Source organism: Chryseobacterium rhizosphaerae (genome assembly GCF_003385455.1).
Classification (GTDB): domain Bacteria; phylum Bacteroidota; class Bacteroidia; order Flavobacteriales; family Weeksellaceae; genus Chryseobacterium; species Chryseobacterium rhizosphaerae.
The window spans coordinates 1-23,423 of the sequence record NZ_QNUF01000010.1; the positions used below are offsets into that span (position 1 = coordinate 1).

A 23,423-nucleotide genomic window follows, 5' to 3' on the forward strand; every position below is an offset into this window, starting at 1 on the left:
ATATTAAACACATAAATCTATAAAAAGTATTGTAATAAATTCGGAATTTATTTTTATAACACGTTGAAAACAAGCCATCACCATCATTAGCAATTCGTTTAAAATAAACAATTACCATTAATAATATTAAATTCTAAAAAAAAAAATTAAAAAATATCTATTTCAATATCTACATCAATATCTTTTAATTCAAACAGATTTAAGCCCTTATTCTCAAACTTCCCTTTTACAGTAAAAGCCTTATTATAAAACTCATTATGTTTATTTCCATTTTTAACGAACGTTATATGTGAAGATAGAAAACCATCATCAACTACAAACATTCCAGTATTAAGATCAATATTTATATTTTTTGAATCAATATCTACCTTCCAATGATTACAAATATAACCTTCCGGCTGAGTATTGTTCAATACGGCATTCCATGTATTAAAATCATGGCATAATAGCTCTGTAAGCTGATTTTTAAAAGTATCAATTTCCATAATTAATATTTTGAGTTTGTTATAAAAAATAAAAAACACCCACAAAATGTGAGTGTTTTCTTCATTAAAATTTAATGAACTTCATGGTATATATTATATTTTTTATCTCTAGTAACATCTTATGGTAATCAATGATGTTCAGAATATGCTATTAATTTTGGATCAGTAAACAGCACCTTCAAATAATTGGATTCTACAGAACTGCTAATTTTTCCGTTATTTTTTATCATAGTGAATCCTAATGAAGCTCCTTTCTTCAAATACATCTGAAAAAAAAATACTCCGGTAGGCAGCATGTCCTGAGGATTAAGTTCGAAGACTTCTTTACTATTAATATTTACAGCATATTTATCCCGTGTTTTATTATCTTTTATGACAGATGAAAGAATGATTCTATAGGTACCTTCTTTCCCCATAATTATTTCATTATCCTTAAGGAAAATTCCTTCCGTATTGGTACTCTCTATACTCAGCTCTGAAAAAATGTTTTTTTTCCTTATGCCTTCACCTTCATATCCGATTCCGCTAAAGGAATAAATAGATTTTTTGTCAATAATTTCACATTTAGCTGTGTTCTGTGCATATGCGAAGTTCATAAAACTGATTAGAAAGGATAAGGACATAAATTTTAAATATATTATTTTTTCTAAATGATCTGCATTTATCCACTGATATTGAAAGGACGCAGTTGTAGGTAATGCTAGCTATTTTTTGTCATTCTTTATATTTTATATGGTTAATACTTAAACTTTATTAAAAATTCTATGAATAAAATATTGGTATTGGCAGATATAAAATAAAGGCAGGCCCTAATATGGCTAGGGCCTGGACTTATTTAATCAAATAAGGAATGATGATGCAAAAAATAAAAATCATTGGCTTTTCATCATTAAAAGACTGGCCCTTGTAGCAAGGGCCCAACAACAAAGAATGGAAACAGATCTTGTGATTGAGGGAACCAAAAATTCTGATTATAGCATTCTTTTTCATCAGTTGTATTTTTTTAAGTGTAAATAAAAATCACTTGTATTAATAGATTTAACGGGAACAATGTTTTCTCTCTATTTTTCTGCAAGATTATGGTTTTATTTGTTGAAATGAAAAGAATTCATGTGAGATTTTCCGAATAAATAACACAATAAACAACTAACAATCAAAATATTACAATATATAACCTTTAATTAATAATGTGAAAATTTTGAAGCATTATTAAAGAAATTGAAAGAAAAAATTAATTAATAAACATAAAAAAACTCCTCATAAGGAGTAAGGAACTTATAATAATTTTCATCAGAAACAGCTATTGCAAATACATTACATCTTCTTGTTTTAGCTGGCTGATAAAATAAGAAGGAGTCATTCCCGTTTCTTTCTTAAAAATAACTGCAAATACTTCTCTGGATGTGAAACCACATTCTTCTGCCAAATAACTGATTTTATACTCTCTGTATACAGTATTTTTATAGAGCTTATTGGTGATATAGCCAATTCTTAATCCATTAATATAATTGTTATAACTTTTTCCTTTATGCTGCTTAATAATTTCAGACAAATATCTGGGGTTTGTATTCAGTTCACTGGCAAGAAATGTAAGTGTAAAGTCTTTTTTTATAAACTTTTGTGAATTTTCAATTTTTCTCAGCTTTGACAAGATATTATCTACAGTATCATTTTTAATAATAAGGCTTGGTATTTTTTCATTGGAATAAATGATCCTTTCATTATTTTCTATGGCCAAAGTTTCAGCGGTTATATCCTTTTCTTCAACGGATACAGATTCTACTTTTTTTAGGTCTTCGATGATCTGCTCATACTTTTTATGTAAGATTTTGTTTCTTCTTTTCCAATAAGCCCACCCTCCTAACATTGAAAGGATAAGTAAAATAGCCCCTGCCACCATCATTCTATTCATTAAATCACGGTTATCATTCTCCTGTTCAGATAAAATATGTTCTATAGGCGTATTGATCATTTGCCTTTCTGCATTTACAATACTATCATTCAATTCGGTAAATTTTTCCATATATTCGGAAGATTCTTCTTTATTCCCTTTCTCTACATGGGACTTAAACAGAACTTCATAAATATCTCTCCGAATATATGGAAAACTGGATTTTTTCTCCATAAAAGCAGCTTCTTTAGCATATTGGATAGCTTTATCATAGTTTTTCTGATCAAAATAAAGCCATGCAAATTCATTTAAAATCAGTATCTCAGTTTGTACATCTATTGAATAGTTCTTATTTCTGCAAATTTCTAAAGCTTTGGTAAGATACTCTTCAGCTTTTTTAGGGTTTGCCTTCGCCACATTCATCATTCCTAAATTCATATAAACACGGGAAATCATGTAATACTTCTTACTTACAAAATTCTTATCAGCACTTATCTTTAAAACTTCATCCAATGTTTTTTTTTCATAAGACATTACAGAATCTATAGGAGCATTGATATGGGCCATATAACTCCCTATCCCTGTATAGATAAGAGATCTATAATAAAATCTGGAATCAGCTGATGTAATTTTTTCAGATATTTCTAAAGCTTTGGTAAATTCTTTTAAACTTTCATCATTGAAGCCCAGTTCAGTATAGGCAGAAGCTCTAAGTCTAAAGGTATTTGACAAGTCATCCATTTTTTCCAAATTGCTTGACAAAAGTTCTGCTTCCTTACTAATCTCAATTACCTTTTTGAAATTGCCAGTATCAAAATACTTTGCCATCTGGATCATAAGATTGTCAAGCATGCCTTTCTTATAATCTATTTTTTTAGCTGAATTATAGCTTTCTATTGAAAGTTGAATAGCTTTTTTAGGGTTAGTAGTACTTATTTTTCTTAGTTCAACAATTTCTTTGTCCACATCTTTTTCAGATGATGGCATTGAATAGATACAGCTAAAAAAAAAACACAATATGAGGGAGATAATTTTTTTCATAGTTTGTGCCGGTAATATGCAAAATAAACACTAATTCTAAGATATTTGTTTATTTTTTCCTTTATATTTTCCGAATTTATTACATGACAAAACAAACACAACACACTAAATTACAGACAGATAAAATTAAAAAGCATCCATTTCAATTCATGCCTATTTTTGAATAAAAATGAACCGGACATTAAAGTTATATCTGATTTAAGTCGAGTGTAAATTAAGTATTAAAAGAATATAAGTGTTGATAATACGATCACTATCTTCTGATTATTTTGATACCGATCCTATCTTTAAATCAACACCTGCAAGATATTGCATTAATCTATGGTGAAGCAAAGTGTCAACTGTTAAAAGGCCAACAAACATTATGGCAAATCCCAGTGCTAAACCTTTATAATAACCTTCAGGGATCATCAGGTATGATATTAAAGAAATAACAATTAATATAACCCAGATTTTCTTCAGCATTAAAAAGACATTATGATCTTTTTTTAATTTTTGTGATTCTTTTTTAAGAGCATCTTCAGTGGATAATTTTGTATGCATTTCCACTTTTTGTTCCTGTTGATTTCTATTCATCAGTAAATAGCCTCCATATCCAATATTAACTGCAAATAGCAAAAAAAGCGGCAAGGTCATTCCCCTGAGAATTACATTAGTATTTTTTACGAACAGTAGCAAAACAGGAACAAGAAGAACTGCAGCAGTTACCATCCATTTTCCCTGTTCAATTTCACCTTTAGTCCAAGTATAATAATCTTGGAAAAAATCATTTCTCATGTTTATGTAAGTCTTTGAAATTATAATTATTAATCTTATTCACCTCATTTTTATTCGTTAGTATATTCTTCAGAATCTTCAACAAAATCAATACAGCTTCTTTTGTTCTTATATTTTCTTTCTCAATTGTCAAAATTAAAGCATTACTACTTCTTTATTGTTGGCATTTAGTTCAATCTTATATTTCTGAAAAGCTCATAAACCTAAATAATGCCTTCCAAATACATCAAGAACTCTTCTTATCTTCGGTTAATTAAAATATTGAATAATATAAGAGGAATATTGCAGTTCTTATTCTTCTATATATTTATTATATTTATACAGCCATTTGTAAAGGGTTGTTTTGGGGATCCGGTATTTACTGATGATTTCTTCCCTGGTCATTTCCCCTTTATTGATTCTTCTGATGATAAATTCAATAATTTCTTTTGTATAAATATTTTTACGAAACTGAGGTTCCTGAGACTTTACCTCTTTTTTGATTTCTATCTGGTTATATCTATTGGCAGACGGAGGAGCATATAAAACCAAATGCTGAGAGTACAATCTGAAAAAATCATATTGTAATAGCTGAGACCATTTGATTAAAATATCCGTATCTAAAGTATCGGAGTTATACATCTGCTCAATATCCTTAGCTTCGCAATTAAAAATGCTGCATAAGCTTTCAATTTCTATATGATTCTCCTTTACACTGTTCTCAAGCAGTTGTCCGATATTAATTTGTTTTAAGTCCATCATTAAATTCATTTGTGTTTTATTATCTGACCATCCATTGATTTATCCTTAATATTTTAGGATTAAAAATTCATATCCGGATTCTATTTCCAGTACAACAATATGGTTTTAGGTGAATACAGAAAAAAGAACCGTGTGATAAATTCTGAATACATTACGATAACCACTTAAGGGTTCTATCCAATTTATACAAACAAAACATACATTGTTTATCAATATAGTATAACTCAATCTTGTAAGAAGTCATCTTGTATGAGGTCATTATTTAAACTGTTGATAAAATATGAAGGAGTAACTCCGGTTTCTTTTTTGAAAGTAACCGCAAAAACCTCTCTTGAAGAAAATCCACTTTCATCAGCCAGATAACTTATTTTGTATTCTCTATAAATAGGATTTTCAATGAGTTTCGTTTTAATATAGCCAATTCTTAGTCCATTAATATAGTTACTATAGTTTTTCTTTTTATATTGTTTTATAATAGCCGAGAGATATCGCGTATTGGTATCCAGATCATTCGCCAAGGAACTAAGACTTATATCTTTTTTTATAAATTTCTGAGATTTTTCGAATTTAGTAAGCTTAAGCAATATTGATTTAGTGGTATAATCAGGAATGTTTATTGTTTTTTCATTGGGAGCTTCAGAGTGCTCATCTTGCTCTGCTATAGTATTTTCTGTATCTGCTGCATCCGATATTTTATACATTTTTTTCCATACAGCGAGGCTGATGACAATAATAATGGCAATAATAATCCAGATTAAGATACTACCTTGTTTTGTTCGCGTATTAGGTGTCTGCTTACCTATTAAAATATCTTTCTCATTAATATTCACAGCATTCTTCTCTATATTCACAAGGCTGTCATTCAACTTAATATAAAGATTGGTGTATTTTCGTGCAGGTACTTCCTTTTTTAATGCTGAATATGCCTTAAAACCAACTTCATATATATCTCTGCGAACATAGGGCATATCTACTTTTTTTTCTGCCTTTTCTGCCTGATCTGCGTAGTACGCTGCTTTATCATATTTTTCATGATCATAATACATCCATGCAAATTCATTGAGTATACTTACTCCAAGATCTTTATGAATATGATATTTTTTATCTTGGCAAATTTCCAGCGCTTTTGATAATTTACTGACAGCTTCTTCGGTATTTCCCAAAGCAGCATTCATCATTCCCAAATTCATATAAGCAACAGCCATAATATGGTACTTTTTTTCCAGGAATTCTTTATTATCATCAATAATCATTGCACTTTCCAAGCATTTATTCTGATAATACATTACCGAGTCAATAGAAGCATTCACATGAGAAAAATAGGTTACAAATTCTTTATACACAAGAGCTTTCATGTAATTTCTATCATTTTTAAGTTCGATGTTACCTGCCGCTTCAAGGGCTTTTTTAAGCTCCTGAAGGCTTTCATTATCAGCATTCAATTCAATATAGGCAGAGGCCTTATATCTATGAGAATTAACCAGTGATGTATCATTTTTGCTGGTCAGTTTTTCAATTTCGTTACATAATGCAATTGCTTTTTTAAAGTTCCCAATCTCACAATATTTATTAATGAGTACGCTATTAATTTTAAGTAATTCTTTTTTATACCCTTTATTTTTGGCAATATGATAGATATCTGCAGAGAGGGCAATTATTTTATGGGGGTCATTGGCATGAGAATTTTGAATCTTTTTAATTTCTTCTTCAATTTGTGATTCATTTAATGATTTTAAGCTTGTAAAAGACAGCATACAATACAAAAAAATCAAAACTTTTTTTTCTATCATTAGTAGTGTTTGTGTTAACAAATTAAATCATAACCCATTGATCTGTACAAAAGAACAATGTAAGTTATTCTGAATTCAACTCGTATTTTTAAAATTATAAAGTTTTAATATTCAATAAATTAATAGCAATACAAATCATATTAGATTGGCTATTTTTTTTCGAGTATTTTTCAAAAAAACAGGGATATATTCATAAATCATCTTGTGTTAAATTTTCTCCGGCAGAGGTAAAGGTGTAGGTTTGCATACCTGTTAATCACAGATCGGTTAAACACCAATTTAAAAACAACATAAAATGAACAAAAAATTATTGACTGCTTTTGCTGTCTCATTATGCCTGTCACTTCACGCTCAATCCAACAGTGTAGGTATCAGTACTTCTACTCCCACAGAAACTTTAGACATTAACGGAACTGAAAGAATAAGAGAACTTCCAGTAGATGGATCTTCAAATGTAATCTACACTAAACCGGACGGAACAAAATCCATTAATAAAGACCAGTCTTTCAAAGCTCTTAAAACTCTTGTAGCCGACGCTAATGGTGTAATAGGTTCCGTAAACTGGATGCCTGTACAACCTTCTGTCGTTATTAGCGGAGCCGATGGCCTTGATGCTGTAACAACCACCAGTACAATATCTGCCGTAAACGGTGAACTCACAACAACACCTGTTTTAGCAACAAAAACCTTTACTCTATCTAAAAAATCAATGGTTACATTTTCTTATAATATTTCTGCTTCTGATATTGTAAAAGCCAACGGGGACAATCTCTTTGACGGAACTTCAAAAAGAGTGGGTGCAAAACTGATCCTAAACTCCAAGGACATTATCAATTCCGGCATTCCTTTTACCAACAGCGGACAAAAATATGTCTTCGGTGTTTTTTACCTGAACGGAAACAGAAGTATTATATTAAGCGAAGGTACTTATACTGTTAACCTGGTAGGAAACGTATTTGCCTACACCGGAGATACTATAGGAATAAAGGCAACCTTTGGTGCTACTTCTACAGATCAATTTGATATTATTGCAGTCCCTGTTCAATAATTTATTCGCCTAATTGAAAATTATATATCTCTAAAAAAACAAAATATACATAACATTCATTATTAACTTTTTAAAAATCATTTACGATGAAAAAAACATTATTCGCAGGATTATTACTTGCAACATTAGGAACCGCAAATATCAGTGCAAAAACACAAAGTATTCAAGAACCAGAAACGGCACAGTGCTATAGACAAGTATGCACCGTAATTACAGTAAAAGAAGGAAATTGTAATGTTACTTATAAAGTGACAACAACTTATTTCCTTTGCTTTGTTGTTTGCGAAAAAAGAACTGAAATAAAAAGAGACTGTTCCGGAGGTGGAAATGGTAATTTTACAAAGTAATTTTTAAGTACCCCCTCAACAAAATCAATTTTGTATAAGAAAGGAGACCCAAAAAGTCTCCTTTTGATATAAAAAACTATTTCTTTAATAATGCTTTTTAAATACCTATCTCAACAATTATCTATGAGTTGAACATTTTTTTCCATTTGGTTATTGTATTTCTGCTCAATTTAAAATGATTGGCAAGCTGTACATTATTCATATTATTTTTTTTCTGATATTCCAATATTTCAAGAATAGCCAATCTATCATAAGATTTATGTTTTTGATTGTACATATTTCCTTTTGTACCAAAAATAATTTCATTAAGCCTTATTATATCTGTTGAAGACAGTATTTTTTTATTTAAGATAGATAAGCAGTAAGGTATCTTCTCAGTATATTTTGCATTTAAAATATCTGAGTAAATTCTTTTATAATCAGGTATTAATTGTTGTATCTTTTCACCCATTTGTATAATGTTGTTTTAGGTATTCCGTAATCATTTATAGCTTCACTGCAAGATTTTTCCCCCCTATTAATCTTTTCAAGGATAAAATCTACCATCTCCTTAGTATAAATATTCTTACGGAATTGGGGTAATTGACTTTTTATACTTTTATTTTGTTCCTTTTTAAGCGGACTAAAAAGTATTAAATGTTGAGAATAGAGTCTAAAGAAATCATACTCCAGTAATTTACTCCAACGCAGCAGCGTATTGGTATCCAAATTCTCTTGGTTATACATACTGATAACCTCTTCTTCGGAACATTTGAGAAAACTACAGATACGGGATATTTCTATCTCCTTTTGAGCTACAATCTCTTTAATTAATTCTCCGATATTTATGTTTTTTAAATTCAAATCAAGTGTATTTTAAGTATTTTTAAATATCAATGGGATTTTCTTTTTTTATTGACGGTGAAAATCATTACAACTGTTTACTATGTTATCCACACTTAAAACACTCAATTTTAAGCTTTACGAACCACAGACATGAAAATTTTCTTTTGTCCGGATACTTGCATACACCACCATTTAAATTCGTACCATCTGTAAGTATTATTATCAATCTGTACCTGAAGATTTGTAGTCTCAACCTCTGCTGCGTCTGTACGCCAAAATACTATATTATTAGCATCAATCTGAAGATAACTTCCTGTCTGCAGATTGTTATTTAGTGAAGTTTCATTTTCATTACCCACTGTAGCAAACGACTGATAACTAACAAGTAAAGCCCCATTTGATATATTATATATACGTGGGTCATAATAGTCTGAATTAACTCCTTGTAAATTCATTTCCAAGCCATCAATAGATGGTAAGGACTGCAAACCATTAGCAACTATATAATCTTTTAAATTAAATGTACTAAGCTGAGCAGTTGCAGCAGGTACAGAATAAATTCTTGTAATAGCATCTCCTATATTCAAACCTCCATCATTAGGTTTGGGTAATCCATCAACATATCCTAGCACCCCATTTGCATCTGCTACTACAGTTTTAGTTGCGATGAAAGACTGATCTTGATTATCTGATTTTGAACCATCAGGTTTTGTAAAAATAGCATTTGCCGTTTGATGTTTGGGAAGTATTCGTATTCTTTCATTACCATTAACATCCAATATTTCAGTTGGATTTCCAGTATTGATACCTACTTGGCTATAGGCGTTGACAAAAAAGAAAATTGCCAGGAAACTAAATTTTTTCATAATGTTTTTTTTCTAAATGATTATTATTATTTCTATGGCTAGGGATAGTTTTAACCCTCATAAATTACCATTCAATATTTCTATTCCTTAATATTAAACAGATCCGGGGAAGCAATATTCTTTCACCCCAGAAGAGGGCTGGGAAATATTATTCCCAGCTATATATTAAGACATTTGTGTTTTGTTTCAGAAAATACAACTGTATGATTTTCCAGACAGGTGCAATATTAAATAAAACGTACTTCTCAAAACTAAAAAGATAACTTTCACATCTACTTTCACCCCTACTCACTTCTACTCAAAACTTATAACAATCTAAATATCAATAAGTAATTAAAAAAAATTTATAATATATAAATTCAAGTCAGTTTCCGTAGGAAGGTTAATTTTCTTGCGAATTCTATGTTTTTTATTCTCTATGGCCCGAATCGTTGTATTTGTTGCAATGGCAATTTCCTTTGTGGTTAGATTCAGTTTTAATAAAGCACATATTTCCAGTTCTGATGAAATAAGATTTGGACATATTTTTAAAATTTTTTCAAAAAATTCGGGAAATTCAGATTTAAAATAGGTAATAAAAAGCGAGTTTTTACTCATTGCTAATTCATACAATTCATTGGAAGAGTTTATCTTATCCGTTTTCTTTATAAAGTCGTTAAGCTTCTCTTTTTCTATATAATATTTAATGATCATTTTTTCTTTTCTATGTATAATGTACATTCCAATAAAAGTACAGAAGGAAATTTCCATCGCCTTATAAACTCTTATATACCAAAGTTTTACAGGTGATAAATTTTGATGAAGAGATGAAAATATAGAATAGTCTGTGATGATATTGATTAAAAAAAATATTACATAAGTAGCCACCAGCATAAAAATGATATACTTATCCTTATCATAGTCAAAAAAAAATGCTACAGCTATGGTAAGAGAGATATATGACAGATAGTTCATAGCTCCGTTTCCACTTATGGTATCACAGTAAAAAATAACCAATCCCAGAAACCAGAAAAGAAGCATTAAAAGATTCCGGTTAAATCGTATGTTATCCGGCCAAAGCAATGTACACAGCATAAAAAGAGCCATTCCGAAAAATATTCCTCCATACACAGGCTGATCTAAAAAGAAAACATTCAGTACAACATTGCAACCAAGAATAAATACAAGCACAAGAGTATAAATATCAAAGTAAAGACTTTTTTCATACTCAATCTCATCTGCAGCCAATTGTCTTTTTTCTTTTATATAATTTAACATAACAATTTATATAAATCCAAAATAGGCAATTATTCATCGAAATGTTCATCATCTGCTCTATGTGCAATAAACTAAAATACGCACATACATAACATATTAAATAACAATGATTTACATTTTAAATTTAGTTGTAAGAATTTCCGAAAATAACAAACCCATTTCATTCAAAAGTCTAAATTTTACTTGAAAATAAAGGATTTTGAGCTTCTGTCTTAAAAATAAACCATAAATTTATCTCAGAAAAACAATTCACTTTTTTATACTATTTTAAATTGCTATTTTCATTAATTCATACATCTTTCAGCTTTCTTTCAGGAAGCTACAGTTATTTTTTATACAATTACCCCGTGTTATATCGTGTTATATTTAGATATATCATTACCATTTCTAAATGATTTTAGTTTTGATAATTATAATTATATTCTAACCATGACAAGTATCACCCCATCATTTAAGTAAATTATCTTCAAAGTACTGGACATCCCTGATACAAGTCCTAATACTTCATTAGCAATAATCGCCTTCGTTTTCACAAAAGTTCAGTCTTGGGATTCGGACTTGGTTCCATTAGCTTGTAATAAAGATAATGGTTGAATTACGTTTTGAAATATTTGAATAAAAATATGGATAGTAATCTACAGATTCAATTTATCAAGCAGTGAAGCCATAAGGTTATGAAGATATTTTTCCTGCTCTGTATCTATGAATGTGCCTGAAATGCTTGAATTTCTGAAGACTCCTTCATCCCAAAGAAACATAACTCTTCCGCCTGGCCCTGTCATCCATATTCCTGCTTGGGTTAACGAAGGTGCAGCAACACTACCTCCTTCTCTAGCCAGAAGTTCAGAACCTGGAGCCAATTGAGTATTGAGTACTCTCCCCATGGTTTGAGCTCCAATAATGGTTGCAGTATTCGAAATAGTTCCAAAAACACCCGTAGTTCCGGTACTTCCCGCTATGGGAAAGGCATTAATTCCTCCTGAAGACACAGTTCCTGTTCCTCCAAACCCTTGAAGAGCAGGAGTATTCCTGCCTGCATCAAGTAATACCATAACCACTCCACCCAGATTAGCAAAATCCTTGATCTTGGCTATGATCGTTGCATCCAAATCTTCACCATTTTTCACTCCAATACAGAAAACATCTACAAAGTTTTTCAGCTGTGCTCCTGTATAGATATTCAATTGCTCTGTTTCAAATTGTTGAAAATCGATCCCTTCAACTTTATTATAAATCCCATTGGGTCCATAATTGAGCCTACTCTGTAATTGCGAATTGAAAATAGGAAATCCTGTTCCTCCTATTGCATAAAGGTTTCCATCCCATAATCCTGCCCAATATCCTATCGTTACTCGTTTTTTAAGTCCACCTGGTATAGTGGTCGGACTCCAATCCACATACCCCAATACTCCATTTGCATCTGCAACAACCATTTTCGTAGCCGTAAAGGTTTGATTCTTGGATTCTGACTTAGTTCCATCAGGTTTTGTAAAAATTGCATTGATTGAATTATGCTTGGGAAGTTCCCTTACCCTTTCAATTCCATTGACATCAAGAATCTCTGTAGGGTTAGGAGTGTTAATCCCTACTTGAGGGAAAAATAAACTTGCCGAAAGGCTCGTCATTAAAATAAATACTTTTTTCATTTGTTTTGTTTTCGTTATAATTATGACCAGAGAAAGAGGAAACAATTCATAGGAATGAAGTCTGGCAATTTTTTGGCAACAATAAGAACTTGAACATGAATTCAGCAAGTATATGTATTCATATTTACAGCTATTTATGATTACTTAAACTCTGATAAATTCAGTCATAAACAAAAAATACATTTTACAAAATACAACTACTGATAATCAATTAATTAAATCTTATCACATTATTGTTAAATTAAGAAAAATTCACAACTAAAAATTGATAATTGGTTAAAAAAAAGTAAAATATAATATCTTTGTCTCACCCAAAAAATATGAAAATTTAAAACTTGATTTTCTTTTTTTATTCTCAAGTAGAGATTTATTTATAAAAAAAGGAACAATCTTTTTTTCAAAAACACATACACCCTTAAATATTTAAACCCTAAAAAACACATGAAAAAAGCTGTATTACTTTCCCTTCTTTTTCTGTTCTGCTTTTGCAAGCAGCAAAAACAAAATGTACAGGAAGAAGATATTGATGAAGCAATTATGGCTGCCAATAAGATGCTTGACAGAACTTCCTCCAATCTCAATGTAGATAATAGCATTTCTCTTTTCACAAAAGCAGAGAAAGAGTCAGAAACCATAAGTTACAAGAAAGGAATCATGGAAAGCAACAAGTATTTGATGACCATTTACTATAGCTTTGTACAAGACAACAAAAAGTCTTTGGATCATGGTTATAAGGCTGAAAAGATAGCCCTTGAACTTAATAATGAACAAGCACTTTCCCAAATCCATGAATTTAGAGGAGGTGCCTTTCTGGATATGGGACTAATTAAGGAAAGTCATGATGAACTTCAAAAAGCACTAGCTTTATCCAGAAAAAATCAAAATCATTTAAGGCTTTCAAGTATTTATCTTAAAATGCTGCTTTACACTGAAAAGACAAACGCTCCCCAAGATACTATACTCGCTTACCTCAATAAAAGTCTTCATGAAGCAGAACGAATTAAGGATAATGATCAAGAACTAAGAAGTCCTGATGAGAAATATTATCAAATTTCCTACATTCACACAAATATGGGAATGTTTTATACAGGTATTTATAAACCTCAACAACCAGAACTTGCAGAAAAGCATCTTTTGGATGCATTATTCATCTTTGAAAAAAGAAAATTAAGCAATCCTACCAGCCAAATAAGCGCATTAAATGCTTTAGGTAGATTTTATGAGGCTACAAACCAACCTCAGAAAGCAGTTCCTTATGCTGCTAAGGCTTTGAAACTTGAAAAAGGAAGCCAACAGTTAGAGGAAAGATTAACTGCATTCATGGTGCTTGCCAATTCTTATGACACCCTCAAGGAGAAAGATTCCACCATAAAATATACTCAATTATATTCTCATCTATCAGACAGCCTGGCAATCATCCAAAAAAAAGAAGTCAATACCACTCTTAACAAAATCAGCATCCAAAAAGAAAAAAGCTATCAGGCTAACACTCAAAGAATCATTGCAATCGCACTTACTTCAATATTGATTTTAATAGTATCAGGATGGTTATATATAAGGTCGAGAAACAAAACAGCCAGAGGAAATTATGAAAAATTGATAAAAAAGCTTAAGACAGACTATCATTCATCTGTAGAAACTATTGAGGAGGTAGAAAAAAAAATACCTACAACCCTTCAAATCTCAGAGGAAACCCAAAACTCCATTCTTGCCAAATTGGAAAGATTTGAAAATTCTAACAGATATCTGAAGAAAAACATCAGCCTGAGTTCCCTTTCCCATTCATTAAATACCAATCAAAGATATCTTACAGAAATCATCAAAACCCACAGGGGAAAGTCCTTCAGTAATTACATCAATGGATTAAGGATAGATTATATCACCCACAAACTCTATGAAGCTCCTCAATACAGAGAATATAAGATCAGTTATCTGGCTGAGGAATGTGGATTTGCCTCGCATCAGGCTTTCATAAGGGTATTTAAACAAGAAACCGGAGTCACTCCTTCCTATTTTATTGAGAAATTTAAAAGCCAGAAGCAGAAGCTTTAAGAAAGAACAAAATAATTTTTTTTGGTTCAAAAAACAATATCTGTAACTTCGTAATAAGATATTATTGGTTTGTGAAGATTTAGCCCTTATTTGCCCCTCGATGGTGGTAAATAATTGATAATGAAATACCTGAAATTTTTGTATTGGGAAATAATTAAGGAAAACAGAATAATAAAAAAAACCAACTTATTGATATTTAACCATTTACAAACCATATGTTTTTGTAACAGTTTATCATAAGTTGGTTTTTTTGTTCCTAGTTGTCTCCCAAACTGGCAGTACTTTAATTTTTAAAACCAGCGAGCAATTACTTCACTTAACCTATCTTATTGTTACTTAATATACCTTAAACAGGTTTGTTTTTCTCACAAGAAGATAAAAAAATACAGCATTAGCCTATTGTATTGTCGTATTATTGGGGAGTATAATACTTAATGGGTTTTATTTGAGGTTGTATCAAGAACAAACTTTAGGTTTGCAAAATCCGTATTGGCTTCAACTAAGGTGCAAATTCCACCGCTGTATGTGTAAGTAGTAGTGTTTCCGTTCGGCAGATTGATCCTGTATTTTTGGGAATTAATCTTCTGAATAGGAATCATTTTTTGGAATTTCTCCGAAAAAACAGATTTTATATTTCCGGGTTCATTAAAATACAGGCTTGCAGTAGAGCTGAAAATGGACTGTTTTAGAGAACCATTAGCTCCATCTTTGTCCGAAAGAGTATAAAAATTTCCGTTCCAGGTAGCCGTGTTGTTCACTTTTAGTTTCCCGTTCATTGTTCGGTAAAGTTTGGCCTGCTGTAGAATATTCTGCTTAAAAGTAACACCCATTTTGTCATAAATCTCAATACTGTAAAGGATTTTAACTTTAGCGCGGGATTCAAAAAGATATTCCGTGATATCGTCTTTCAAAGAACGTTCTACGCGGATATTACCAATGGTTCTATCGTCTTTTATAATAGAATAATTCAGATATTCTTTGGTAATTGATGTTGTAATGTTTGCTTGAAGATAATTGTTCAACATTATCGAAAAAAACAGGAATGCTTTTATTGTTTTCATTGTTTTTTATTTTTTAAATAATAATGACTTCTTTTATTAGGGTTTTCTATTGGTGTATACTGAAAGGCCGAAAGGTGCATTCATAATAAAAATATTTATGATGCAAAATTAGGACTGGGAAAGGCTTAGAATGTTCCGTAAGATAAATGCGAACTACAATTTAATCATTTGAAAACAAGATATTTAAATACAAGACTACGTTCTGATTTATAATTCTGAACCTTGTTTTTTAAAATTCCGGAGGTGTTAGATGATAGTTCTTTTTTGAAGCAGTAACTGATGATGAATAAAGTATAGTATTCTCATTTCATAGTTCCCTGTTCCCAATTTTAGAACAGTTTGAAATGCATCCAATTTACTGGCTGTACACTGAATATGGTAACCTTTACTTTTTTGAAAAAATGGAAAGTTGACATACCCAATATTATGCTGTTAACACCATTAAACAAAAAAATAAATATGTTACGAAATGCAATCGTCATCCCGGTATAGACATTGAAAAACCCTTTAAAAACATTCCTGTATTGACAAAAGTTTTTAAAGTAAAAGCAGTCAGTATTTTTGAAAAAATTAGCTAGTATCAGCAAGTAATCACTTACAAATTATCATATTTTGTATTGATTTTTCTTTTCCCAGGAACCATTTTCATCGAGAATTTGTAAATAGCTGTTAGGTGGTTCATCAGAATGGTAAAGTTGATACAGCTGATCGGTTAGCGCTGTAAGGAAGGCAAAGAAAACTGAAAAATCTTCCTTTGAGTTGTAAAGTCCACCCCACTCACCCAAAACCCAACGTAATATATGACCATTGTCAAGCATGATTGAAACTACAGGATTAGGAATATTTACTTCGGATTGTTTGTAATAATCGTACTTGTGTCCTCCCAATAATGATATTTCCCGGGCAGGAATTTTGATAGAGCTTATATCGGAAAATAAAACAGCACCGAAACAGGAACTGGTAAACCCTAGTTCACTTAAGGTAATGACTTCTACCGACTGTCTTTTGGATGCTACTTTAAACAGCTTATAAATAGCCATCAGCGTTAATGGCAAAGAGATCAGCAATAGCCAGGTCGGGAAATAGGATCCCGATGGTATCACTAAAATAGTACTCGTTAATGCAATAGTCACCAACGTCGTAAAAAACCAAATCAGAATAGTCAAGGTTTTACTGCTGTTATTAAAACGAAATTGATAGGTCTTCATAAGTGTCCAAAAGCGTTGGTTAGATAAGATAATTTCTAAAAGAAAACTACAGTCTCAAAATAATACTAAATCTACATGCATTCAGCTATATATTGGCACTTTATATACCGTTACCGGGTATTATGGATTATTAGTAGTAATGACAAACATAATCAGGGGTTCATTTCCTGTATTTTCAATGGAATGATATCCGATGGAACTGATAGCGGTAATATCTCCTTTTTGAAGTGTTTTTTGACGTACAGCTCCTTCCGTTCCGGTTCTCTCACGATACTCTCCTGTTCCGTGTACAACCACATATAATTCTTCTTCATTCTTTTCATTATGGGTATGGAATCCGGATTCGTCACCGTTATTCAATAAAACCATATAAGCAGCCAGACGGTTATTAGCCAATTCCTTATGATCAAACATTTGGATCATGTATACAATTCCTTTTCCGCCATACATATTTTCACGTTTATCTATACGGGTAATGGTACGCTCGCTTTTTTCAAATGCCATGACATACAGGTGGATGTGTTTTGAAACTTCCTGTATAACGTGATCAAATTCTGCTCCTTCAGACAATATAACTGTATCAGCCATGTGGGTTATCTATTAATTTATAATAATGAAGATCAATGTACCAAAAAATATATAAAAAGACAACAAAAACAGCTTTCATTAATTTGTTTTCTGCTAAGTCTGAATAAAACTAAGGTATATGATTTAGCAGATTAACAGCAGTCTGTATTCACCATCATTTTCAACAGGGGCTCTATGAACACAGGGTAAAACCTCTTGCGCAGGGTGATCTACTGCCAGACGCCAAAGATGACCTACTCCCAGATTGGTAGGTTCCGCTCCTGGTTTAGGCTGATAATGCAGATCAAAGAAATATTCTTCCAGGAAGTTTTCAAATGTGGTTTCCGGACCGTCATGGAGTTCTTTAAGTTTTTCACGGATTTCAGGAATAAGGGTTTTCTGTACAGTCTGGTCGTTAGGTAAGATCTCACTGGCAGCTCCATGATAAGTACACAAAAAAGTATCTGTTCCAATGGGTGAACGATCTACATGATAAGAATATACGTCTGTGGAGAAGAAATCCAGCTCGTCATCACGGTCATAGCATTGCAGTAAATTGAGAGAAGGCAATGCCCCGAAATCAGTTAATAATTGTAGATCACTTAAGATCGTTTCTCTTGCAATACTCCCCTTTTCAGAAAGTGTCAGGGCTAAAAGGTCTTCGGCAGATACTTCTGTCACATTCTCCTTGAGCTGAAGTTTAGAAACAATTTCTTTAAAATCCCCATTCAAATTTCTATTCCAGCAGATAGCATTCATAGTTCCGTGAAAATCAGTATTGATAAGTTCGGAAAAAGTAGAGACTACTCCAATTTGACTGTTGTCAGAAAATGTCTTGTCCATAGTTTAAAGTAAACAATTTAGCCGTTTAATTCTTTGCAAAAATAAACAATACATAAGAAGATCACACTAAGATCAGACTTGTTTTTATGACCACAACTGATTGACATATCCTCGCTGGTATAAAAACTAAAATTGGCTTTCTCCATGTTTGGGAAAGCCAATGTATTATTCTTTATGTAGAGCTGTATAGTCTAAAGCAACTAGTAAACACCTGTTGATTCCCCATATTTTTCTACACAAACTTCGTCTGCTACTCCATAGAGGATTTGTTCTGTTACATCATTGACGCTGTGTGGTATTTCTTCAGGATTATCCATAATCTGAAAATAAAGCTCCTTACCGTTACTCACCACCCAATTGGCTATATCTTCTACCCCATCCTCAGATTCTTCCATATAATCAATAAAAGGCTCATCCTGCAATTCAACCGATGCATCAACGAATTCTTCCTGAAATTTGATAATTTCTTCTTTAGAAAAACCAGTCAGAATTTCTTTAAGCTTATCCCTATTAAGATCTGCTCTTCCAATGATAGACCAAAACCATTCGGATGTTTCAATATTTTCCATTTTTTATATAATTTATTTAATGTACATGTTTCGGTTTTAAATTCCCTTTAGCGTCCCATTCATGCGTTGCCCTCAGCTTTTTATTTAATCTTGTAAACGGAGTTCCCGGGCCAGATCTTCCAAGTCTGTTAAGAGTGTTGTCCCAAGGTAATGAGTACCCCATTTTTTCCAACCCTTCTCTCATAGATTTTTCAATGCTTTCCACACTGCTTAATGCTGTTTTATCTACGGTAAATACATCTAAAGATAAATTTCTTCCGGTTTTATTTCCGGCTGTTGCATACTTTTCAAATCTTCCTTTAAAAGTACCCACCTCACTTTTACCTATTTTTAAAAACTCGCCTGTATCTGCATCCTTTAAAATATATACAATCCCTTTTTGATTACCATCAAAGCTCAGATTCCTCCAATTAGGATCAGTAAGATCAATTGATTTTAGGTTTTCGGAAGGAATGATAGTATTCCACCCAAAAATATCAATAAACGAGTTTACATTTTTTACATAGGCATATAAATTAGGTTCACCAGACATCAGCCCGATCGGATCCTGGCTGATATAATTACCACTTTCATTATCATAATAACGAAAACGATTATAAGCCAGTCCGGTTTCCTCATCTATATATTGTCCCTGATATAAAAAAGGAACAAATGTATGATCTCCTTTCCTCAAAGAACCATAGATATCCAGTTCCCGTTCCCAGATTAAAATACCATCACGATTATACGCATGGGTTGGGGTTCCTAAATAATCACTGATTATACTAAACTGTTGCTCTCCTGTAATTTTACCACAAGGGGTAAAACTTCCTTCCTTATACAGCCAAGTTATTACATTTTCTGCAGATTCTACAGCCTCTTCTACATTATTTTCGGCATCAATCGTTAGCTCTGGCGGAAAACTACCTTCATATTGCCATTCATGCAGAGGAATATTCCCATCCCAGACCCAACGGGTCACTTTATTTTTATATTGTTTTGCAATACGCCGTCCTAAAGGATCGTAAAAAAAGACAACCTCACTGCCTTTAGGTAGGATTACCCTGGCCAACATTCCATTTCCTTTCCATTCGTATTGCCAGCCGATACCGCTTCCTGTAAGGCTGATTCCGTATTTATGTTCTATTGTGGAAGCAGATACTGCTGCACGCTGGCTGCTCTTTCTGAATTCCTTAAAGATCAGGTTTCCTTCGGCATCATAGTAATAATTATAGCGGATATCTTTTAAAAGCCTTCCTCCGGCTCCATACGTACGATCCGACTGCTCCGGAGTCTCAAACAGATTTCCTATAGCATCAGGTGCTTTATAAATGGTTTCGGTTTGCTGGCGGCTCTGGTAATTGCCGCTTACCAGATTATCCCATGAGTCATAATTAAAAGAGGTACTGGCTCCTGTAATTTCGTTAACCGTTTTCAGCAGGCGGTTGGCAGTACCCCAGAAATAACGGGTCCGGTTTTGTTCTACATTATGACTATTAATGCTGCTTCGTATCACACGGCCCTGCTGGTCTCTTTCCGTAAGCTGGCTGATTCCTCCCGTGAGCTCTCTTTGGATCTCCAGCCCTGTAGCATCATACTGCCACTGAGCTTTCCAGTTTCCACTTTCCATTTCCCTTACCTGCCCAAAATGGTCATACTGGCTGGTAATATCAGCCCCTAAAGAACTCTGGGTCTGTAAGGAATTATTCTCCTCATCAAACAAGGTACTCACCCAATGCTGGCCTTGCTGCTCTTTAAGAATACGGCCATCTTTAGCACGTTGTATTTTTATGGTGATATCCTGGTTGAGTGCTCCCGATAAGAATCCATCTTTATTATAATGATATCCTGTAAATGAAAGGTCACTATGCTGCTCCATGATAACATTCCCTGTGCCGTCATAATCATATTCGGTCCAGCGGTTATCGGGTCGTATCACTCTTTTCACCCTGCCTACTGCATCACGTTCATACTGCCGGTGCAACCCGTCAAATCCCCATTCATTGATTACATTTCCCACTCCATCCAATGCAAACCGGTATACTTCTCCTTTTTCATTGCTGATATTTTTCAGCTGTAACTCTGTATCATAAGCAAATTTTACGGTACGGTTATTTTGTGTGCGGCTTAGTAAAACTCCCAGGCTTCCATACCGAAAATGGACTTCATGTAAATCATCTTTCGCGTGGATGATGTTATAGGAAGTATCATATTCAAAATAATGCTCATTTCCATCCGGCTCTTTTATATACACCGTATTTCCTGCATCATCATATTTGTAATACGCCAGATTGCCACGCACGTCACGTTCACAAATTACATTTCCCACCTCATCATAATCCCATTTGTTATAGGTTTCGTTGGGATAGATCACCTGTACCATGCGGTGGAATTTATCATAGAAAAAATGCACAGAACGGTTGTTACTATCGGTGATTTTTCTAAGATACCTGTTTTCATACTGATAAAACAGTTTTTCACCGGAAGGAAGTTTCTTTTTTATAATCCTGTGAAGATCATCGTAGCTCCATTCTATTTCCGTCCCTCCGGGCGTTGTGACTTTAGTCAGGTTAAAAACATCATCATATTGAAACTGAGTTGTTTCATTATTCTCATTTTCAACAGTTTCCAACAATCCATTTTCAGTATAGAGGTATTTCTTCGTAAGACCTTCGGCATTTACGGTTAATTCAAGCTCCTGATACTGATTGTATTTTTGATGGGTAACCCCTCCGTTTTCATCTATTATTTTATAAATCAGCTTATCATCATCATAAAAATATTCTGTGGTAAAGCCTAAACTATTCCGCGTAATTGTCTGTCCCGGATTATATTCTGTAAAGTATTCCAATACCCCACCATCACCCCAGGTATGAATACATTTTGCATCATCCCCTTTGCCTTCATATTCCCAATAAAAGTTCTGTCCTGTCTGGTTGGTGAGCTGTATGAGTAAATGATGGTTATAATAAAAGTGTTTTTCCGCTCCTATGACATCTTTGTTGTAGATCATATTCCCCAATTCATCATATTTATATTGAATATAGGTGATCTCTCTATTTTCTGAAATGGTATATAAACGGGTAATGCGTTGATCAGCATCACTTTCGACTTTTATTATTTTACCTGTACTGTCTATAATCTGTTTTAAACATCCATTGGGATGATATTGAAATTCCATGATAAAACCGTCTGCTCTGGAAATTGAAGAAAGCATCCTGTAACCTTCCTTATTCAAAGCTCCATTAAACCTGTAACGAAGGTTATTGGAATCTGTCAGCAGATATCCTTTTTCATCGTTACTAAAGGTCAACTGTTCTTTTCTGCTAAAATATTTTTCACCATCACTAACCAGTGGAACAACCGTCTCACGGCCATCTGACAGGCGTAAGGAAGCAAAATTATTTCCCAGATCAAACAATCCCATATGATAGCTGTGATGCCAGTTAAAACCTAACGGCCCATTTACCTCGGCATCACTGTAGTAGGTTCGCTGCCATACAAAAGGGATAGGTCCCGGCAGCTCGATATCTGTATTTGTGGAGTATACTCTTCCTGTAGCAGCATCCACGGGTTCACCAAACAAACGGCATTTTACAGGCTGTAAAACTTTTGCCAGCTTAGGTTTGTTGGGTTTAATACCGTCAATAGCGTCCTGTAATTTGTTTCCTGCTTTTTTCCATAATTTCCCCATTCCTTTCAGTCCCAGGCTCATCGCCAGCTGAAAAAGGTCGATGGTAGGGGGACCTCCTGCCAAAACAGGCTTCCCTGCTGATGTCATGATCAGCAGCATGGAAGTAGGAGCCATTAATGCTACTTTCGGTTTAGGTTTTGTAATACGAAATGGCGCAGGGATTCCTATTAAATTACATGACAAAGCAAGATGGAATTGCGTACTGCATGGCCCGCCATCTGCTAAAACAGTACTGCTTCCCAGAAACATTTCTGAGCTTGCAATAGGTTTTACTATAGGAAACGGAATATGTAAGAAAATTCCCGGTAAATGCTGAATTCCTGTTCCCGCATTCGCCACCCACTGCCCATGAACCTGTACAGAAGGTTTCATACCGTTTACAATTGCTGTACATACCGAAGCTAAACTTGTTGGAGGTTCAGATCCGTCAGCAGGAGGAGCAGGAGGTTCCGGCAAAACGCTGGAAATAGCATTCATGATGGCACTCATAATATCGAAAACCATTCCGATGTGAGGAACCGGCAATAAAGGCATTGGCGGAAAAATGGTTTCATGGAAATCTATACCAATAGCCAGATCAAAATACTTCCCTACAGGCATCCCGGGCATAGCCGGTAAAATACTGGCCATATCTTTCTGCAAATGGTCCAGTTTATTTTTAGCCTCTCCAAAAAGTTCACCAAAACCTTTTCGCGGAGCCGGTGATGTTACTACTTTTCCAATAATATCTGACATA

At 33.2% G+C, this 23,423-nt stretch carries 20 protein-coding genes; 3 read left to right on the forward strand and 17 right to left on the reverse strand.

From position 1 onward, the window contains the following. Positions 1-146: 146 nt before the first annotated feature. The 6 genes from DRF57_RS10420 to DRF57_RS10445 all read right to left on the reverse strand — a co-directional run bounded on the left by DRF57_RS10420 (position 147) and on the right by DRF57_RS10445 (position 6,725). The gene (locus tag DRF57_RS10420; RefSeq protein ID WP_047486712.1) at positions 147-485 is read right to left on the reverse strand and encodes a hypothetical protein; all 339 of its coding nucleotides are present in this window, start codon (positions 483-485) and stop codon (positions 147-149) included. 128 nt (positions 486-613) lie between these two features. Next, entirely contained in the window at positions 614-1,081 is a 468-nt protein-coding gene (locus tag DRF57_RS10425; protein WP_115918386.1) for a hypothetical protein, read from the reverse strand. A gap of 704 nt (positions 1,082-1,785) precedes the next feature. Then, positions 1,786-3,363, reverse strand: coding sequence for a tetratricopeptide repeat protein (locus tag DRF57_RS10430; protein WP_167449362.1), 1,578 nt, complete (start codon positions 3,361-3,363; stop codon positions 1,786-1,788). A 318-nt stretch (positions 3,364-3,681) separates the two neighbouring features. Beyond that, positions 3,682-4,194: a hypothetical protein gene (locus DRF57_RS10435; protein ID WP_047486719.1), complete on the reverse strand. Its 513-nt coding sequence runs from the start codon at positions 4,192-4,194 to the stop codon at positions 3,682-3,684. Positions 4,195-4,485: 291 nt separating this feature from the next. After that, a complete protein-coding gene (locus DRF57_RS10440) occupies positions 4,486-4,935 on the reverse strand; it encodes a transposase (RefSeq protein ID WP_307724818.1) in 450 nt (149 codons plus the stop codon). 224 nt (positions 4,936-5,159) lie between these two features. After that, on the reverse strand, positions 5,160-6,725 hold the full coding sequence (locus tag DRF57_RS10445; RefSeq protein ID WP_047486725.1) for an AraC family transcriptional regulator: 1,566 nt from the start codon (positions 6,723-6,725) through the stop codon (positions 5,160-5,162). 295 nt (positions 6,726-7,020) lie between these two features. Here DRF57_RS10445 and DRF57_RS10450 point away from each other — a divergent pair, with 295 nt between their 5' ends. Together DRF57_RS10450 and DRF57_RS10455 are read left to right on the forward strand one after the other, a co-directional pair. Beyond that, positions 7,021-7,773 (forward strand): hypothetical protein, encoded by a 753-nt coding sequence (locus DRF57_RS10450; RefSeq protein ID WP_047486727.1) that lies wholly within the window; start codon positions 7,021-7,023, stop codon positions 7,771-7,773. Between the two features lie 86 nt (positions 7,774-7,859). Continuing rightward, on the forward strand, positions 7,860-8,120 hold the full coding sequence (locus DRF57_RS10455) for a hypothetical protein (protein ID WP_047486731.1): 261 nt from the start codon (positions 7,860-7,862) through the stop codon (positions 8,118-8,120). A gap of 121 nt (positions 8,121-8,241) precedes the next feature. On the opposite strand, the gene DRF57_RS10460 is transcribed toward DRF57_RS10455, so the two are convergent. From DRF57_RS10460 to DRF57_RS10480, 5 genes are all read right to left on the reverse strand, one after another. Beyond that, positions 8,242-8,571: a helix-turn-helix domain-containing protein gene (locus DRF57_RS10460; protein WP_115918388.1), complete on the reverse strand. Its 330-nt coding sequence runs from the start codon at positions 8,569-8,571 to the stop codon at positions 8,242-8,244. Next, positions 8,547-8,963, reverse strand: a complete 417-nt coding sequence (locus DRF57_RS10465; RefSeq protein ID WP_047486737.1) for a helix-turn-helix domain-containing protein — start codon at positions 8,961-8,963, stop codon at positions 8,547-8,549. Before DRF57_RS10465 ends, DRF57_RS10460 begins: the two co-directional genes overlap by 25 nt. A 110-nt stretch (positions 8,964-9,073) precedes the next feature. Next, positions 9,074-9,811, reverse strand: a complete 738-nt coding sequence (locus DRF57_RS10470; protein ID WP_047486740.1) for a hypothetical protein — start codon at positions 9,809-9,811, stop codon at positions 9,074-9,076. Positions 9,812-10,144: 333 nt separating this feature from the next. Continuing rightward, positions 10,145-11,068 carry a helix-turn-helix transcriptional regulator gene (locus DRF57_RS10475; RefSeq protein WP_047486743.1) on the reverse strand — a complete coding sequence of 308 codons (924 nt, stop codon included), beginning with the start codon at positions 11,066-11,068 and terminating at the stop codon, positions 10,145-10,147. A 635-nt stretch (positions 11,069-11,703) separates the two neighbouring features. Next, positions 11,704-12,714 (reverse strand): hypothetical protein, encoded by a 1,011-nt coding sequence (locus DRF57_RS10480; RefSeq protein WP_047486745.1) that lies wholly within the window; start codon positions 12,712-12,714, stop codon positions 11,704-11,706. 441 nt (positions 12,715-13,155) lie between these two features. Between DRF57_RS10480 and DRF57_RS10485 the strand changes: the two genes are divergently transcribed. Next, positions 13,156-14,766, forward strand: a complete 1,611-nt coding sequence (locus DRF57_RS10485; protein ID WP_115918390.1) for a helix-turn-helix domain-containing protein — start codon at positions 13,156-13,158, stop codon at positions 14,764-14,766. A 431-nt stretch (positions 14,767-15,197) separates the two neighbouring features. On the opposite strand, the gene DRF57_RS10490 is transcribed toward DRF57_RS10485, so the two are convergent. From DRF57_RS10490 to DRF57_RS10515, 6 genes are all read right to left on the reverse strand, one after another. Further along, positions 15,198-15,827 carry a DUF6134 family protein gene (locus DRF57_RS10490; RefSeq protein ID WP_123863310.1) on the reverse strand — a complete coding sequence of 210 codons (630 nt, stop codon included), beginning with the start codon at positions 15,825-15,827 and terminating at the stop codon, positions 15,198-15,200. 605 nt (positions 15,828-16,432) lie between these two features. Next, complete coding sequence (locus DRF57_RS10495) at positions 16,433-17,035, reverse strand: hypothetical protein (protein ID WP_123863311.1); 603 nt, start codon at positions 17,033-17,035, stop codon at positions 16,433-16,435. Positions 17,036-17,155: 120 nt separating this feature from the next. Beyond that, positions 17,156-17,623 carry a cupin domain-containing protein gene (locus DRF57_RS10500; RefSeq protein WP_052188560.1) on the reverse strand — a complete coding sequence of 156 codons (468 nt, stop codon included), beginning with the start codon at positions 17,621-17,623 and terminating at the stop codon, positions 17,156-17,158. Positions 17,624-17,746: 123 nt separating this feature from the next. After that, complete coding sequence (locus DRF57_RS10505) at positions 17,747-18,445, reverse strand: DUF1826 domain-containing protein (RefSeq protein ID WP_115918394.1); 699 nt, start codon at positions 18,443-18,445, stop codon at positions 17,747-17,749. Between the two features lie 200 nt (positions 18,446-18,645). Beyond that, complete coding sequence (locus DRF57_RS10510) at positions 18,646-19,014, reverse strand: DUF4240 domain-containing protein (protein ID WP_047486761.1); 369 nt, start codon at positions 19,012-19,014, stop codon at positions 18,646-18,648. A gap of 16 nt (positions 19,015-19,030) precedes the next feature. After that, positions 19,031-23,422 carry a DUF6531 domain-containing protein gene (locus DRF57_RS10515; protein WP_115918396.1) on the reverse strand — a complete coding sequence of 1,464 codons (4,392 nt, stop codon included), beginning with the start codon at positions 23,420-23,422 and terminating at the stop codon, positions 19,031-19,033. Position 23,423 lies beyond the last annotated feature (1 nt).

Excerpts from the sequence above, each read along its gene's own strand:
- DRF57_RS10420 (WP_047486712.1), bottom strand. The coding sequence starts at position 485 with ATGGAAATTGATACTTTTAAAAATCAGCTTACAGAGCTATTATGCCAT.
- DRF57_RS10425 (WP_115918386.1), bottom strand. The coding sequence starts at position 1,081 with ATGAACTTCGCATATGCACAGAACACAGCTAAATGTGAAATTATTGAC.
- DRF57_RS10430 (WP_167449362.1), bottom strand. The coding sequence starts at position 3,363 with ATGCCATCATCTGAAAAAGATGTGGACAAAGAAATTGTTGAACTAAGA.
- DRF57_RS10435 (WP_047486719.1), bottom strand. The coding sequence starts at position 4,194 with ATGAGAAATGATTTTTTCCAAGATTATTATACTTGGACTAAAGGTGAA.
- DRF57_RS10440 (WP_307724818.1), bottom strand. The coding sequence starts at position 4,935 with ATGATGGACTTAAAACAAATTAATATCGGACAACTGCTTGAGAACAGT.
- DRF57_RS10445 (WP_047486725.1), bottom strand. The coding sequence starts at position 6,725 with ATGATAGAAAAAAAAGTTTTGATTTTTTTGTATTGTATGCTGTCTTTT.
- DRF57_RS10450 (WP_047486727.1), top strand. The coding sequence starts at position 7,021 with ATGAACAAAAAATTATTGACTGCTTTTGCTGTCTCATTATGCCTGTCA.
- DRF57_RS10455 (WP_047486731.1), top strand. The coding sequence starts at position 7,860 with ATGAAAAAAACATTATTCGCAGGATTATTACTTGCAACATTAGGAACC.
- DRF57_RS10460 (WP_115918388.1), bottom strand. The coding sequence starts at position 8,571 with ATGGGTGAAAAGATACAACAATTAATACCTGATTATAAAAGAATTTAC.
- DRF57_RS10470 (WP_047486740.1), bottom strand. The coding sequence starts at position 9,811 with ATGAAAAAATTTAGTTTCCTGGCAATTTTCTTTTTTGTCAACGCCTAT.
- DRF57_RS10475 (WP_047486743.1), bottom strand. The coding sequence starts at position 11,068 with ATGTTAAATTATATAAAAGAAAAAAGACAATTGGCTGCAGATGAGATT.
- DRF57_RS10480 (WP_047486745.1), bottom strand. The coding sequence starts at position 12,714 with ATGAAAAAAGTATTTATTTTAATGACGAGCCTTTCGGCAAGTTTATTT.
- DRF57_RS10485 (WP_115918390.1), top strand. The coding sequence starts at position 13,156 with ATGAAAAAAGCTGTATTACTTTCCCTTCTTTTTCTGTTCTGCTTTTGC.
- DRF57_RS10490 (WP_123863310.1), bottom strand. The coding sequence starts at position 15,827 with ATGAAAACAATAAAAGCATTCCTGTTTTTTTCGATAATGTTGAACAAT.
- DRF57_RS10495 (WP_123863311.1), bottom strand. The coding sequence starts at position 17,035 with ATGAAGACCTATCAATTTCGTTTTAATAACAGCAGTAAAACCTTGACT.
- DRF57_RS10500 (WP_052188560.1), bottom strand. The coding sequence starts at position 17,623 with ATGGCTGATACAGTTATATTGTCTGAAGGAGCAGAATTTGATCACGTT.
- DRF57_RS10505 (WP_115918394.1), bottom strand. The coding sequence starts at position 18,445 with ATGGACAAGACATTTTCTGACAACAGTCAAATTGGAGTAGTCTCTACT.
- DRF57_RS10510 (WP_047486761.1), bottom strand. The coding sequence starts at position 19,014 with ATGGAAAATATTGAAACATCCGAATGGTTTTGGTCTATCATTGGAAGA.
- DRF57_RS10515 (WP_115918396.1), bottom strand. The coding sequence starts at position 23,422 with ATGTCAGATATTATTGGAAAAGTAGTAACATCACCGGCTCCGCGAAAA.